The sequence below is a fragment of the Maritimibacter sp. DP1N21-5 genome, assembly GCF_019218295.1.
GTDB lineage: Bacteria > Pseudomonadota > Alphaproteobacteria > Rhodobacterales > Rhodobacteraceae > Maritimibacter.
In genome coordinates this window covers 18,991-33,001 of the sequence record NZ_JAHUZF010000007.1, presented here as the reverse complement: position 1 = coordinate 33,001, position 14,011 = coordinate 18,991, and the positions used below count along the sequence as shown (strand labels likewise).

The window sequence follows — 14,011 nt, the reverse complement described above, 5'->3', positions numbered from 1 at the left end:
GGGTGCAAGGGGGGCCGTTGATCCGTCGCTGCGTAAACCTTATCTCTGGCTGCAACAAAGACGTGAAGGTGCACTCACAATGGACATGACCCCCGAAACCGCTTCGCCCCTCGGCTTTCCCGGTTCGGATGTCTCATGTCTGCCTTTCTCACACTCACAAACCTTTCGCTTTCCACCCCTGACGACCGGCTGCTCTGCCCGGACCTGACGCTCACGTTCGCGCGCGAGAGGACGGGGATTGTCGGCCAGAACGGCACAGGGAAATCCACGCTCCTCGCACTGCTCGGGGGCGATCATCCATCAATGGCGCGGTCCGGCACGGTCGGAACGCTGGTGCAGGACTGGCCCGATCACGAGGTGCTTGTCGCCGACGCCTTGGGGATCGCAGACCCGCTTGCCATGCTCGCCCGGATCGACGCGGGGCAGGGGTCCGGGGCCGATTTCGACGCAGCTGACTGGAGCCTGCCCTCGCGGGTCGAAGCGGCTTTGGACCGCGTTGGTCTTCCGCCCGACACGCGCGACCGGCGGTTGGCCGACCTGTCCGGCGGTCAGATCGTGCGGCTGGGCCTCGCCCGCCTTCTTCTGGACGCGCCGGACCTGATCCTGCTGGACGAACCGACAAACAATCTCGACGCCGAAGGTCGCATGCTGGTTGCCGAGCTGATCGACACTTGGCCCGGTGGCGTCGTCGTTGCTTCCCACGACCGCGTGTTGCTCGAGAACATGGACCGGATCGTCGAGCTGACGCCCAAGGGTGCCTTCGTCCACGGCGGCGGGTGGTCGGTCTACGCCGAAGAGCGCGCTGCCCGCCGTGCGCGCGATACGGCAGCTCTGTCCGAGGCAACCCGCGACGTCGCCCGCACCCGCCGGGCCATTCGCGACCGGGAAGAGAAAAAGGCTCGCCGTGACCGGCAGGGTCGCGCCGCCCGCGCGCGAGGCGACCAACCCAAGATGATGCTGGACAAGGCCAAGGAACGGTCGGAAGCCACGTCTGGCAAGGACGCCAGACTGAATGACAAGCTGGAGGATGCCGCGAACCGGGCCAGGTCGCTCGCCGCCGACCGGATCATCGCCGCCCGCGACCTGCGCATCGACATGGATCATGCGGAGGCGCACGGCCTGATCTTGAACGCCCGCGATATCACGGCCACGCGAGGCGGCTTCAAGCTCGGCCCCCTCTCGCTTGCCATCGCGGCGGGCGAGCATGTTGCGCTTTCGGGGCCGAATGGGTCGGGGAAATCCACCCTGATCGCGGCACTCGGCGACGCTGCCAAGGGTTCGATTGCGCGGCTGGATCAGCACGTATCGCTGCTTGACCCCGACACCAGTATCCTTGCCAACCTGCGGGCCCATCATCCGGCCCTGGACGACAACGCGGCCCATGCCACACTTGCGCGCTTCGCGTTTCGCAACAGCGATGCCGACCGCATCGTCGCAACGCTCTCAGGGGGCGAAAAGCTTCGCGCGGGTTTGGCGGTGATCCTCGGCGCCCCGACACCGCCCGTGTTAGTCATCCTCGACGAGCCGACCAACCATCTGGATCTCGAGGCCGTCGAACAGCTCGAACGCGCGCTCTCGGACTATGCCGGCGCGTTGCTTGTCGTGTCGCATGACGTGGCCTTTCTGGAGGCGGTTGGCATCGACCGAACGATCCGGCTGGAAGCCGGCCAAACCTGCGACTAGGGTGCGGCCCATGCGACGCGTTCTTCTGTCATTCGGTCACGGCTATTCCGCCCAGGCTCTTTCCCGCAGGCTTTTGAACGAGGGGTGGCGCGTCATCGGGACGACGCGCTCACAGGAGCGCGCCCAGAAGCTGGCGGAACAGGGCGTAGAACCGGTGATCTGGCCGGGCACCGACATGACACCCTACATTGCCGAAGCGACCCATCTACTCGTCTCGGCTGCCCCGGACGAATCCGGCGACCCGGTGCTGGCCGAATGGCGCGATGCGATTGCGGAGCATGCCGGGAATTTCCATTGGGTCGGGTATCTGTCGACGACGGGCGTCTATGGCGACCATGACGGTGGCTGGGTGGATGAAGAGACCGGGCTCAACCCCACAACGAAACGGGGCCATCAGAGGGTCCGTGCCGAGGGTGCATGGTGGTATCTCGCCAAGGAATGCACTCTGCCGCTTCATATCTTCCGGCTCGCGGGCATCTACGGGCCGGGTCGCGGGCCTTTCGCGAAGGTGCGGTCCGGGACCGCGCGGCGCATCGTGAAGCCGGGTCAGGTGTTTTCGCGCACCCATGTGGAGGACATCGCCCAAGTGCTCGCCGCGTCGATGGCAAAGCCGCGACCGGGCGGGATCTATAACGTCTGCGACGATCTCGCCGCCCCGCCCGAAGACGTGATCGCGCATGCCGCCGAGCTCTTGGGCCTGCCGCTGCCCCCGGAAGAGGATTTCGCCACGGCCGACATGACGCCCATGGCACGAAGCTTCTATGCCGAGTCCAAGCGCGTGCGGAATGACCGCATCAAGGACGAACTCGGCGTGCGCCTGCTTTATCCGACTTATCGCGAAGGCCTCGCGGCGCTTCTTGCGGACGAAGGGTCCTAGAGCAGGAAGCCCAGGCCGATGAAGAAGAGGAAGTAGAGCGGAACGATGATCCCGTGGTCGAACGACGCGGAAGCGGTCTGTTCCACGATGATCTCCGGCTCCACGATCGGATCGACCAACGTGCCTGCAAAGGCCGAGGTCGCGAGCAGGGCGAAAAGGGTTCCGAGAATGACATTTTTCATAGGCAGCAACTCCAGTGCGGGGTTTCGGAGCCTTTCTGACAAGCGGAAAACTGCCTGTCCAGAGGTACCCGGCAGGCCGTTGTTATTGTGTAATCCAGTTGTCCTTTGACGGCTTTCCGGTCGCCGTCGTCAGGCCCGTTTCGCGTCGAGCGTGGCCACGCCCATCGCTTCCTGAACCTTCTGCACGATGTCATCGGCCATCAGACCGGCCGTTTCATACATCTGTTCCGGCGTCGCCTGGTCGATGAAGGTGTCGGGAAGGAACATCGACCGGAACCGCAGCCCGCCGTCAAACATGCCGTTCTCGGCCAGCAGGTTGGCCACATGGCTGCCGAAACCGCCGATGGCGCCTTCCTCGATCGTGATGAGCACCTCGTGGTCGCGGGCTAGTCCGAGAATCATCTCCTGGTCGAGCGGCTTGGCAAAACGGGCGTCCGCGATGGTCGGCGTGATCCCCTTGGCGGCCAGCAGGGTGGCGGCTTTCTCTGCCTCGGAAATCCGGGGACCAAGCACGAGAAGGGCCACCCTCGATCCTTCGGCGACGATGCGTCCCTTGCCGATCTCGATCGGCGTTGGTGTCTCGGGCAGATCGGCGCCAACCCCGGCGCCGCGCGGATACCGCACGGCGGAGGGCCGGTCGTCGATCAGGCGGGCGGTTTCGAGCATGTTGACAAGCTCGCCTTCGTCCGAAGGGGCCATCACGACGAAATCCGGCAGGTTGGCGAGATAGGCGATATCGAAGCTTCCTGCATGGGTCGCGCCGTCGGCCCCGACGAGCCCGGCGCGGTCGATCATGAACCGCACCGGAAGCCGCTGGATCGCCACGTCATGGACGACCTGATCGTAACCGCGCTGGAGGAAGGTGGAGTAGATCGCGCAGAAGGGCCGCATGCCGCCCGCAGCAAGGGCGGCACAGAAGGTCACGCCATGCTGTTCGGCGATTCCCACATCGAACACCCGGTTGGGATGCCGCTCACCGACGATATCGAGTCCGGTTCCGTCCGGCATCGCGGCGGTGATCGCAACGATCTTGTCGTCGGTGTCGGCCATCTTCGAGAGGGTCTTGCCGAAGACCTCGGTATAGGACGGGGCGTTCGACTTCGATTTCTTCTGTTCGCCCGTCGCCACGTCGAATTTCGCGCGGGCATGACCCCGGTCAGGCGAATCCTCGGCGTGCTTGTAGCCCTTGCCCTTCTTCGTGATGGCATGGATCAGGACCGGACCCGTCGCACGGTCGTGGACGGTGCGAAGAACCGACAGAAGGCTCTCCATATCGTGTCCGTCGATGGGGCCGACGTAAGAAAAGCCAAGTTCCTCGAACAGCGTTCCGCCGACGGTCATGCCCTTGAGCATTTCCTTGGCCCGCCGTGCTCCTTCCTGGAAGGTCGGGGGCAGGAGGCTCACCGCGCCCTTCGCGGCGGCCTTCAATTCCTGAAACGGCTCGCCTGCGTAGAGCCGGGAGAGGTAGTTCGACAGCGCCCCGGTCGGCGGGGCGATCGACATTTCGTTGTCGTTGAGAATGACGATCAGCCGTTTCTTGAGGTGCCCGGCGTTGTTCATCGCCTCGAAGGCCATGCCGCCGGTCATCGCGCCATCGCCGATCACCGCAATCGCATCGCCAAGCCCGTGTTCGGGATGCCCGCCCAGATCGCGCGCCACGGCAAAACCGAGCGCCGCGGAAATCGAGGTCGAGGAATGCGCTGCGCCGAAAGGGTCATAGGGGCTCTCGCTGCGTTTGGTGAAGCCCGACAGGCCATCCTTTTGACGGATCGTGCCCATGCGGTCGCGCCGCCCCGTCAGGATCTTGTGCGGATAACATTGGTGCGAGACGTCCCAGACGATCTTGTCGCGCGGCGTGTCGAAAATCGCGTGCAGGGCGACGGTGATCTCCACCACGCCAAGGCCGGCGCCGAAATGCCCGCCGGTCTGCGACACGGAATAGATCGTCTCGGCCCGAAGCTCGTCCGCGACCCGTCGCAATTCGGCATTGGACAGACCCTTGAGGTCAGCCGGAGACGCGATGCGATCCAGAAGCGGGGTTGCAGGTTTCTCGGTCATAATGAGCCTCGGGTTCTCAATTGTCGCGCGAAATGGAGAAGTGCGCTGCGGCGCGCAAGTTGTCAGCCTTTTGACCATATGGCAAAAGCGCGTCGCAAGCAGCCTCCACCAACTCCCCTGCGCGGTGTTTCGCTCCCGCCATACCCAAAAGGGTGACGAAGGTCGCCTTGCCGGCGTCCTGATCCTTGTGCAGAGCCTTGCCCACGGCTGCGACATCGCCTTCGATATCGAGGATGTCATCGGCGATCTGAAAGGCGAGACCAAGCGCCTCGCCATAGGCGCGAAGTGGCTCAGTGTCTTCCTGAGCGAGGATTGCGCCGGCCTTGGCGGACCATTCAAAGAGCGCCCCGGTCTTGCCAGCCTGCAACGCGATGATCTCGTCGAGCGTAAGTGGTCGCGTGGCCTTTTCCGCCGCGAGATCGAGCGCCTGCCCAAGAACCATGCCGAGCCCGCCCGCGCCCTGCGCAAGCGTCACCGCCAATTCGGCGCGCACGTCACCCGAACCGGCCGCCGGATCTGCGACCAGCTCGAAGGCGAGCGACTGGAGCGCATCCCCCACGAGGACGGCGGTCGCGTCGTCCCATTTCACATGCACCGTGGGCTGCCCCCGGCGCAGGTCGTCGTCGTCCATGCAAGGTAGGTCGTCATGCACAAGCGAACAGGCGTGCATCGCTTCGATGGCGGCGGCGGGATAACGGCTCGCGCTGTCGGGAATGCCGAACATCCTTGCGCCTTCGATCACCAAAAAGCCGCGCAGCCCCTTGCCGCCCTGAACGGCATAGGCCATCGGTTCGGCCATCGGTCCATGTTTCGGCAATCCGGCCTCGAGACAGGCGCGTGCAATGCGATTGGCCGCGTCTAGTTTCCGGGAGAACATCAGAGGTCCTCGACCGGAGTGGTTCCTGTGGGTTGTCCGTCGCGGTCGAGGGTGATCGAGGCGACCTTTTCCTCGGCTTCCTTGAGCTTGACCTCGCACCGCGCCTTGAGCGCTGCGCCGCGTTCGTAGAGCCGGATCGAATCCTCGAGCGCGACATCGCCCCGCTCCAGCTGGCTGACGACGCCTTCAAGCTCGCGCATGGCTTCCTCGAAGCTCATTTCTCCAACCGGCCTGTCGGTCATGCCCCATGCTCCATCAATGTCTTCACGTGTAATGACGCGCTTTCTGCCAGCGCGTCCAAATCATATCCACCCTCGAGTGTCGAGACCACGCGACCTTTGCAGCAACGTGTTGCAAGTGCGCAAAGTTTGTCGGTCAGCCAGCCGAAGTCCTCGGTCGTCCAGTTGAGATTGGCGAGCGGATCGTCCCGGTGGGCGTCGAAACCAGCGGATACGAGGATGAGTTCAGGCTCCCAGTCCTCGATCCAGGGAATAACGCGATTGCCCCAGAGGAGGCGCATGTCTTCGCCGCCGGTTCCGGGTCCGAGAGGGGCGTTCATGATCTGCCCATGTGCGCCGCGTTCCTGGGGGGCACCGGTGCCGGGGTAGAGCGGCATCTGGTGCGAGGAGACAAAGCGCACCTCGGGAACGTCCCAAAGGACATCCTGTGTGCCATTGCCATGATGGACGTCGAAATCGAGCACGGCCACGCGGCTCAGGCCATGATTCCTGATGGCGTGGAGAGCCGCGATGGCCACGTTGGAAAACAGGCAGAACCCCATCGCCCGCGTTTTCTCGGCATGATGGCCCGGCGGGCGACAGGCGACAAAGGCGTTCGTCACATCGCCCGACAGGACGGCGTCGACAGCGGCGACATTGGCGCCGACAGCGCGCCGTGCGGCGATCAAGGACCCCAATGACATGCCCGTGTCAGGGTCGATCTGCGAAAACCCTTGCTCCGGTGCAGCCTGTTCAAGTGCAGAGATGTGGCTTTGCGGATGGGCCAGCAGGATCGACGCATCGTCGCAGATCGGCGCCTCGCGGCGGTCGAGCGGTGCATAGTCAGGATTGGCGAGCGCCTCGCGGATGCGATCCAGTCGTGCCACCTGCTCCGGATGGCCGGGCGGGTTCACGTGGTCGAGGCAGTCGTCGTGGTAGAATAAGGCCGTCGTCATGGCCGGACGCTAGGCCGAAAGCCCAGGCGCCGCAAGGAATGCATTTGTGGGATCAGGCCGGGCTGGTGGCTGCCATGGCATCGCGGGTGGAGAACTCGGCATACCAGGCGGCAAGCCCATCGCGACCCTTGCGCCAGTCCCGAGTGGGATGACGGAAATCCAGATAACCCAGCGCGCAGCCGACCGAGATCTGGCCGGCGTCGAGAGGGCCGTAAAGGTGGCTCATCCACCGCGCGGACAGGGCATCGAGCGCGTTCTCGATCTTGCCCCACTGGGCTTCGACCCAGCCTTCGAACTGCTTTTCCTCGGGCCGGACCCGACCCTCGTAGACCATGAGAACGGCCGCCTCCATGATGCCGTCGCCCGTCGCTTCGAGGGTGAGGACCTCCCAGATGTTGCGCTCGGGATAGAGCTTGCCCCTGGCGCGGCCGTCGAGAAAACGGGTGATCACGCGGCTGTCGTAGAGCGTGCAACCATCCGGCCGGATCAGGGCCGGGATCTTCTTGAGTGCATGGGCTGCGGTCACTTCGCTGGCGGAATTCGTGGGTGTCGTGCTCACCTCGATGAAGTCGATCTGGTCGAGTTGGTCCGTCTCGCGCAGGGTGACGAGGACCTTGCGCACGAAGGGGGAGGCAGGGCTGCCCAGAAGTTGCATCATGTTGGTGTTCTCAAAGCTTGCGGACTTTCAGCCGGCCAAGGGCGGCTGCGTCGATCTCGTAGGAGGTCTCCCCGAAGGTGAAGGTGCGCTTCAGGCGGGCCGTGGCGTTGGCCTGTTCCGGCTCGCGTCGGTACGTCATGCCCTCGTCCAGCCGGTCGAGTCCGTCTTCGGCCTTCTGGCATCGCCGTCCCGGTGCGACCTTCTTTACCGTGCGATAGGCCGTATAGACGACCGAGCCGTAGGTGACAGCAGCGATGGCAATGGGGACGAGCGGCAGCGGCATGTTAGTCTCCTTCACATCGAAGCCTAGGGGAGCATGGCGCGCCTGTCCATTGAAATGCGTTCATGCGGGCGGGCCACACTCGGCGCGCTGCGGACAGCCGCCTATTCGACCATGAGCACATAGCCCGTGCCGCGCACGGTCTGCAGATACTTGGCCATCTTGGGGTCTGCCTCAATCTTGCGCCGGAGGCGAGTGATCTGCACGTCCACCGCACGACTTCCGGGTTCCGTTTCGCCCATTTCGTCGCCAAGCTCAGCGCGCGTCACGGGGTGGTTCGGCGTTGCGGTCAGGGCGCGCATGAGCTTGGCCTCGGTCGCGGTCAGTTTTACCCGCTCTCCCTCGCAACTCAGGTGCCCCTCGGCAACATGATAGGCAAAGGGTCCGAACTTCAGGACTTTCGGGGTCGGCTTGTCGGGCGGCGGCGTGCGGTCGAGAATTGCATTGATCCGCTGGGTCAGAACAGCACCATCCACCGGTTTGGCCACCCATTCCCCGTGGCCGCCCTCGCCCAGGTACACGATCGGGCCATCGAATTCCAGTGGCCCGGCGTCTTCGTCCAGAACGGCAAGGTCGAAATCCAGTCCGGCCTTGAGACGCGCCGCATGATCCGCGTCCCGGGCGTTCGTCACGAGAAATCCCTGCCGCCCGAGCCAGGTTCGCAGGAGCTTCCGCGTCTCTTCATGCGGCACCACGATCAGCAGATGCACGGGGGTCTCGGGAAGGGCGGCCATCAGCTGTCAGGCTCCTTCAGGGTCGAGAAATGGCGCCGCTGGTCCGGGTCCATCATCGCTTCCAGGACCTGCCGGAACCCCTGGACCGCGTCGGGACCGGCCTCGCGATAGGCTTGTCGCATCCTGGCGCGCTGGGCATCGGACAGCTCGGCCTCGAGCTCAAGCCCCTTGGGGGTCAGGAACAGATGTCGTTCCCGCTTGTCGCGGTGCCCGACGCGGCTTTCGACCAGACCGTCGTCGACAAGGGTGCGCAGCACGCGATTGAGCGACTGTTTCGTGACCCCAAGTATCGCGAGAAGATTGTTCACCGTCGTGCCCGGCGAGCGGTGAATGAAGTGGATCGCCCGGTGATGGGCCCGGCCATAGGTGTATTTCTCGAGGATGCGGTCCGGGTCCGCCGTGAAGCCCCTATAGGCGAAGAACATCGCTTCGATGCCCTTTTTCAGTTGCTCGTCCGTAAGGAACAAGAGCGAAGGTCCGCGCCGGTCGTCCATACGCCTCTCCCTGTTTTCAAAGTGACGCCTGTTTGAGCAATTTACGTCAGCCTTGTTGACTTTACTAGGGCCAAATGCTAGCGAGTCGCAGGTTTGGCGCAATTAAATGTCCGATCCGGACCCAAACCGCGCAACATTCGGAAAAACGCCGCCGGTGTCGGACCGGGACGTATGGAGGTTTTCATGGCTGCATATGATGATCGCGACGGAAAGATCTGGGCCGACGGCACGCTCGTCGACTGGCGGGATGCAAAGGTGCACGTACTGACCCACGCGCTGCATTATGCCTCCTCGGTGTTCGAAGGCGAACGCTGCTACAACGGCAAGATCTTCAAGTCCGACGAACATTCCGCGCGGCTCCTGCGGTCGGGCGAACTGCTCGACATGACGATCCCCTACACCGTGGATGAAATCAACGCGGCCAAGCGCGCGGTGCTCGATGCGAACGGCTGGGACAACGCCTATGTTCGTGTCGTGGCCTTCCGTGGTGCTGGCGAGGATATGGGCGTGTCGTCCTCCCGCAATCCGGTCCGCATGTTCGTGACCGCCTGGGAATGGGGCAACTACTACGGCGACGCAAAGACGAAGGGCGCGAAGCTCGACATCTCCAAATGGAAGCGGCCCTCACCGGAAACGATCCCGACCGCTGCCAAGGCCGCCGGTCTTTACATGATCTGCACCATGTCGAAACATGCCGCCGAAGCCAAAGGCTGTTCGGACGCGCTCTTCTTCGACTATCGCGGCTATGTGGCCGAGGCGACCGGGGCCAACGTGTTCTTCGTGAAGGATGGCGAGGTGCATACCCCTATTCCGGACGCGATCCTCAATGGCCTGACTCGTCAGACCGTCATCGGGATGCTCAAGGACATGGGCGTCACCGTCCACGAACGCCATATCATGCCGGAAGAGATGGAAGGCTTCGAGCAATGCTGGCTCACCGGGTCGGCCGCCGAGGTTACGCCCGTCGGCCAGATCGGGGATTACACCTTCGAGGTCGGCAAATTGACGCTCGACGTGGCTTCGGCCTACGAGAAACTCGTCCGGTCGTAACCCCACCTTCACCCGGAGAAGCGGCGTCGCGTGAAGCGGCGCCGTTTTTCTTCAGGGGGTGCGCAGGATCTTTTCCATCGCCTTGCCCTTGGCCAATTCGTCCACGAGCTTGTCGAGATAGCGGATCTCCTGCATCACCGGCTCCTCGATATCTTCGACGCGCACGCCGCAGACGACGCCCTTGATGAGCTTGCGGTCCGGGTTCATCGCGGGGGCGGTATCGAAGAACGTCTCGAAGTCCGTCTTGTCCTCGATCACCTGTTCCAGGCCGGTCTGGTCATGCCCGGTCAGCCAGCGGATGATTTCGTCCACCTCGTCCTTCGTGCGTCCCTTGCGCTCGGCCTTGGCTATGTAGGCGGGGTAGACCGATCCGAACGCCATCGAGTAGATCCGGTGCTTCTTCATTGCGCGATCCTTTCAACTTCGAGAACGGGCAGGTCGTTCAAATGTGTCCTTTGATCTTGAGCCTTGCTTAAGGCGTCAATGGCAAGGTGCGGTCACCGCGAACAATGCGCGCGGATCAACGGTGACGCAATCCTTGGAGACGTGATGAAGAACCGGTTCAGCGGACTCTACGTGATGGCGCTCGTCGGCTTGATCGTCCTGCCGACGGCCGCGAGCCTTGGATGGTTCATGGTCACGAAGGATCCGAATCTTCGTCCTCTCGGGGTGACGGAGGAAAGCCTCCGGGCCTATGACCGGGGCGGGGGTGAGGGGGTCAGGATCGTGGCGGATATCGAATGGGTCGAAGGGGGCGCGGGCGGTCTGACCCAACGACAGGTCGAACGCGCGATCAGACAGGCCTTCGCCGTCAAGGGCATCGAGGTCTTCGTCTTCTTTCATGACGGCGTGACGGAAGCGCGCGTCACCTATCGCGTCCGTTCCTCAACCATCGGTCCGTTTCCGGTCCGGCGCGCGGCGCAGGGGATCAACGCGGCGGTGGATGCCTACCGCATGCATGCGCCGATAAGCTGAGCCCCTGACGACAAACGGGGCCGGATTGTTCCAGCCCCGTCCAATGTCCTTACGGCGCGAACATCATTCCGGCGCGGTCAGCACCTCGGCCGTGGGCCGCGGCGTGTTGCCGGTCTCGGCGGGCAGCGAGGGAACCGTTACAGCCGGGACTTCGCCGGTGAGAGAGTCGAGGAAAGCAACGAGCTGATCGGCTTCTTGATCGCTCAGAGCCTCGCCCAACTGGCTTTCCGCCATGATCTGCACAGCCACCTTGAGGTCCCAGACCTTGCCGGAGTGGAAGTAGGGCGCGGTCACCGACACGTTGCGCAGAGGCGCGGCCCGGAAGACATACTCGTCGTCCGCGGTTTCGGTGACGGCGAAACGCCCCTTGTCGCCGACGGGAAGAATTTCGGCACCGGGCTTCTCGATCAGGCCGAAGGGATAGTAGCCATGGCCACCGACGTTGATGCCCTCGTGACAGGCGACACAGCCCTTGTCCATGAAGAGCTGCATCCCGGCCAGTTGGTCGGCATTCAGCGCGGCATCGTCGCCGTTCAGCCAGGCGTCGAAGGGCGCCGGCGTGACCAGAGTGGCCTCGAAGGCCTCGATCGCGCGGGCCATGTCGTCGAAGTTCGGTGCCGCGCCGTCGAACGCGGCCGAGAACATGGCCACATAGCCCGGCATCGAGGACAGCGTGGCCACGACGTTGTCGGGCGTGTTGGCCATCTCGACGCCCGCCTGCACCGGACCCTTGGCCTGTTCGGCAAGGTCGGCGGCGCGTCCGTCCCAGAATTGCGCCTCGTTGAGAACCGAGTTCAACACGGTCGGCGCGTTGCGCGGGCCTTTTTGCCAGCCGTGCCCGATGGAGGTCTCGAGGTTGTCGTCACCGCCGGTCGCCAGGTTGTGGCAGGAATAGCAGGAGAACACACCCGACGCCGAGAGGCGCGGATCGAAGAAGAGCGCTTTGCCAAGCTCGATCTTCTCGGGCGTGATCGGGTTGTCTGCCACCGCGGGAACGGTCGACGGCAGAGGCTTGAAAGCTTCCAATGCTGCAGCGCGCAGGTCGTCCTGTGCCATGAGCGGCGTTGAGAGAAGTGTCGTTGCCAACAACAGTGGGAAGGTATGTCGCATTTATGGTCCCTTTGTTCAGCGCGCATCTCACGGATAACAAAGGACTATTCCGCCGACGTTCCCATGATTTAGATCAATTCTAAACGTGACCTCAGACGGCTTTCGACGACTCGATTCGCGCGATGGCCCAAGATGCGGCTTCCGCAAGCACCGGGTCGGGTTCCCGGGCGAGGTTCCGCAGCCTTGGCAGGTATCCGGGGTCTTCGGAATTTCCCATTGCATAACAGACGTTTCGCAGGAATCGGTCGCGCCCGATCCGCTTGATGGGGCTGCCCGAGAACCGTGCGCGAAACCCCGCGTCGTCGAGCGTGGCGAGCTCCGCGAGCGAGGGGGCGGACAGATCGTCGCGGGCCGCGTATTTCACTTCCCGCGCTTCTGCCGCGAACTTGTTCCAGGGGCAGACGGCGAGGCAGTCGTCGCAGCCATAGATCCTGTTGCCAAGAAGCGGGCGCAGCGCCTCGTCCACCGGTCCCTTGTGTTCGATGGTCAGGTAGGAAATGCAGCGCCGCGCATCCAGCTGGAAGGGCGCCGGGAAAGCATTGGTGGGGCAGGCCTCGAGACAGGCGGTGCAGGACCCGCAGTTCTCACGCCCGCGCTCGTCCGCAGGCAGGTCCAGCGTGGTGAAGATCGCGCCAAGGAAGAACCAGTTCCCAAGCTCGCGCGACAGGAGGTTGGTGTGCTTGCCTTGCCAGCCGAGCCCGGCCGCCTGTGCGAGCGGCTTCTCCATGACCGGCGCGGTATCGACAAAGACCTTGATCTCGGCGGCCTCACCTTGTCGCGCCGCTTCTTCGATGAGCCAGCGACCGAGCCGCTTCAAGCGTTTCTTCACCACATCGTGGTAGTCGCGGTTCTGGGCATAGACGGAAATCGCGCCCCGGTCGGGCTGGCCCACGACCTCCATCGGGTCGTGATCGGGCGTGTAGACCTCGGCCAGCATGATGACGGATTTCGCCTCTGGCCAAAGCGCCGCCGGATTGCCGCGCCAGTTCATCCGCTCGGCCATCCATCCCATGTCGCCATGCCGGCCGGCATCGACAAAGGCGGCCAGCCGGTCCGGGAGTTCCGGGAGCGCGTCGGGGCGCATCACGCCCATGGCCGAAAACCCTTCGGCCAGCGCGCGCTCTCTTATCGTGTCATAGATGCCCATGCGCGGTCACCGTCCCGCGTTCCGCCTCAGAAGTCGAGGTCGGCGTAATGTGGCGGCGGCGGGAAGCTCGGAACCTGATCGGCGAGCAGCGACCGGAAGGCCGGGCGCGATTTGATCTTTGCATACCATTCGCGCACGTTGCCGTTCCGGTTCCAGTCGACGTCCGAGATATAGTCGAGCGAGGAGAGATGCGCGGCGCCCGCGAAATCCGCCAGCGTCATGTTGTCCCCGGCAAGCCAGCGCCGCTGTTCGAGGAGCCAGCCCATGTAGTCGAGGTGATACTTGATCGCCTTCGCGCCTGTCTTGATCTTCGTGCTGTCGGGATAGCCAGCGCCGGTCAGTTTCTTGTTCACCCGCTCGTAAAGCAGGTTCGCCGTCACCTCGTGGTGGAACTTGTCATCGAACCACGCGATGAGCCGGCGCACCTCGTAGCGGGAGTCGGTGCCCTTCGGGATCAGGGGCGGATCGGTGAAGCGTTCGTCCAGATACTCGCAGATCGGCGCGCTTTCGGTCAGGGTCTTGCCGTCGATGCGCAGGACCGGGACCTTGCCGGCCGGGTTGCGACGCATGAACTCGACGGACTTTTCCCAGTACCGCTCTTCAACCAACTCGACCTCGAGCCGCTTCTCGGCGAGTACGAGACGCACCTTTCGGCAGAAGGGAGACAGGGGTGAATGATAGAGACGGATCATGTTTTCGCGCTGCGTGGGGG

At 63.7% G+C, this 14,011-nt stretch carries 17 protein-coding genes; 4 read left to right on the top strand and 13 right to left on the bottom strand.

From position 1 onward, the window contains the following. Window positions 1-135: 135 nt before the first annotated feature. Window positions 136-1,683, top strand: a complete 1,548-nt coding sequence (locus KJP29_RS18125; protein WP_218465043.1) for an ABC-F family ATP-binding cassette domain-containing protein — start codon at window positions 136-138, stop codon at window positions 1,681-1,683. Between the two features lie 10 nt (window positions 1,684-1,693). Further along, complete coding sequence (locus KJP29_RS18120) at window positions 1,694-2,560, top strand: SDR family oxidoreductase (RefSeq protein ID WP_218465042.1); 867 nt, start codon at window positions 1,694-1,696, stop codon at window positions 2,558-2,560. Here KJP29_RS18120 and KJP29_RS18115 read toward each other — a convergent pair. The 9 genes from KJP29_RS18115 to KJP29_RS18075 all read right to left on the bottom strand — a co-directional run bounded on the left by KJP29_RS18115 (window position 2,557) and on the right by KJP29_RS18075 (window position 9,017). Beyond that, window positions 2,557-2,742, bottom strand: coding sequence for a hypothetical protein (locus KJP29_RS18115; RefSeq protein WP_218465041.1), 186 nt, complete (start codon window positions 2,740-2,742; stop codon window positions 2,557-2,559). The two genes, KJP29_RS18120 and KJP29_RS18115, sit on opposite strands and share 4 nt — an antisense overlap. Before the next feature lie 129 nt (window positions 2,743-2,871). Further along, window positions 2,872-4,800, bottom strand: a complete 1,929-nt coding sequence (gene dxs, locus KJP29_RS18110) for a 1-deoxy-D-xylulose-5-phosphate synthase (protein ID WP_218465040.1) — start codon at window positions 4,798-4,800, stop codon at window positions 2,872-2,874. 16 nt (window positions 4,801-4,816) lie between these two features. Further along, window positions 4,817-5,680, bottom strand: coding sequence for a polyprenyl synthetase family protein (locus tag KJP29_RS18105; protein ID WP_370630896.1), 864 nt, complete (start codon window positions 5,678-5,680; stop codon window positions 4,817-4,819). Then, window positions 5,677-5,919 carry an exodeoxyribonuclease VII small subunit gene (locus KJP29_RS18100; RefSeq protein WP_218465038.1) on the bottom strand — a complete coding sequence of 81 codons (243 nt, stop codon included), beginning with the start codon at window positions 5,917-5,919 and terminating at the stop codon, window positions 5,677-5,679. The genes KJP29_RS18105 and KJP29_RS18100 overlap by 4 nt, the downstream gene beginning before the upstream one ends. Next, the gene (locus tag KJP29_RS18095; RefSeq protein ID WP_218465037.1) at window positions 5,916-6,851 is read right to left on the bottom strand and encodes a histone deacetylase family protein; all 936 of its coding nucleotides are present in this window, start codon (window positions 6,849-6,851) and stop codon (window positions 5,916-5,918) included. Before KJP29_RS18095 ends, KJP29_RS18100 begins: the two co-directional genes overlap by 4 nt. A 52-nt stretch (window positions 6,852-6,903) precedes the next feature. After that, window positions 6,904-7,506: a glutathione S-transferase family protein gene (locus tag KJP29_RS18090; RefSeq protein WP_218465257.1), complete on the bottom strand. Its 603-nt coding sequence runs from the start codon at window positions 7,504-7,506 to the stop codon at window positions 6,904-6,906. A 13-nt stretch (window positions 7,507-7,519) separates the two neighbouring features. Then, window positions 7,520-7,792, bottom strand: coding sequence for a hypothetical protein (locus KJP29_RS18085; protein ID WP_218465036.1), 273 nt, complete (start codon window positions 7,790-7,792; stop codon window positions 7,520-7,522). Window positions 7,793-7,893: 101 nt separating this feature from the next. Beyond that, window positions 7,894-8,523: a winged helix-turn-helix domain-containing protein gene (locus KJP29_RS18080; RefSeq protein ID WP_218465035.1), complete on the bottom strand. Its 630-nt coding sequence runs from the start codon at window positions 8,521-8,523 to the stop codon at window positions 7,894-7,896. Next, entirely contained in the window at window positions 8,523-9,017 is a 495-nt protein-coding gene (locus KJP29_RS18075) for a MarR family winged helix-turn-helix transcriptional regulator (protein WP_218465034.1), read from the bottom strand. The genes KJP29_RS18080 and KJP29_RS18075 overlap by 1 nt, the downstream gene beginning before the upstream one ends. 183 nt (window positions 9,018-9,200) lie before the next feature. On the opposite strand from KJP29_RS18075, the gene KJP29_RS18070 reads away from it, so the two are divergent. Then, the gene (locus KJP29_RS18070; protein ID WP_218465033.1) at window positions 9,201-10,067 is read left to right on the top strand and encodes a branched-chain amino acid aminotransferase; all 867 of its coding nucleotides are present in this window, start codon (window positions 9,201-9,203) and stop codon (window positions 10,065-10,067) included. Window positions 10,068-10,118: 51 nt separating this feature from the next. Here the strand turns inward: KJP29_RS18070 and KJP29_RS18065 are convergent, their stop codons facing one another. Further along, on the bottom strand, window positions 10,119-10,472 hold the full coding sequence (locus KJP29_RS18065) for a DUF2200 domain-containing protein (RefSeq protein ID WP_218465032.1): 354 nt from the start codon (window positions 10,470-10,472) through the stop codon (window positions 10,119-10,121). 144 nt (window positions 10,473-10,616) lie between these two features. Here KJP29_RS18065 and KJP29_RS18060 point away from each other — a divergent pair, with 144 nt between their 5' ends. Further along, a complete protein-coding gene (locus KJP29_RS18060; RefSeq protein ID WP_218465031.1) occupies window positions 10,617-11,042 on the top strand; it encodes a hypothetical protein in 426 nt (141 codons plus the stop codon). 63 nt (window positions 11,043-11,105) lie between these two features. Here the strand turns inward: KJP29_RS18060 and KJP29_RS18055 are convergent, their stop codons facing one another. From KJP29_RS18055 to KJP29_RS18045, 3 genes are all read right to left on the bottom strand, one after another. Next, window positions 11,106-12,152 carry a cytochrome-c peroxidase gene (locus KJP29_RS18055; protein ID WP_218465030.1) on the bottom strand — a complete coding sequence of 349 codons (1,047 nt, stop codon included), beginning with the start codon at window positions 12,150-12,152 and terminating at the stop codon, window positions 11,106-11,108. Window positions 12,153-12,243: 91 nt separating this feature from the next. After that, on the bottom strand, window positions 12,244-13,299 hold the full coding sequence (queG, locus tag KJP29_RS18050; RefSeq protein WP_218465029.1) for a tRNA epoxyqueuosine(34) reductase QueG: 1,056 nt from the start codon (window positions 13,297-13,299) through the stop codon (window positions 12,244-12,246). Window positions 13,300-13,325: 26 nt separating this feature from the next. Continuing rightward, the gene (locus tag KJP29_RS18045; RefSeq protein WP_218465028.1) at window positions 13,326-13,991 is read right to left on the bottom strand and encodes a glutathione S-transferase family protein; all 666 of its coding nucleotides are present in this window, start codon (window positions 13,989-13,991) and stop codon (window positions 13,326-13,328) included. Between the last annotated feature and the right edge of the window lie 20 nt (window positions 13,992-14,011).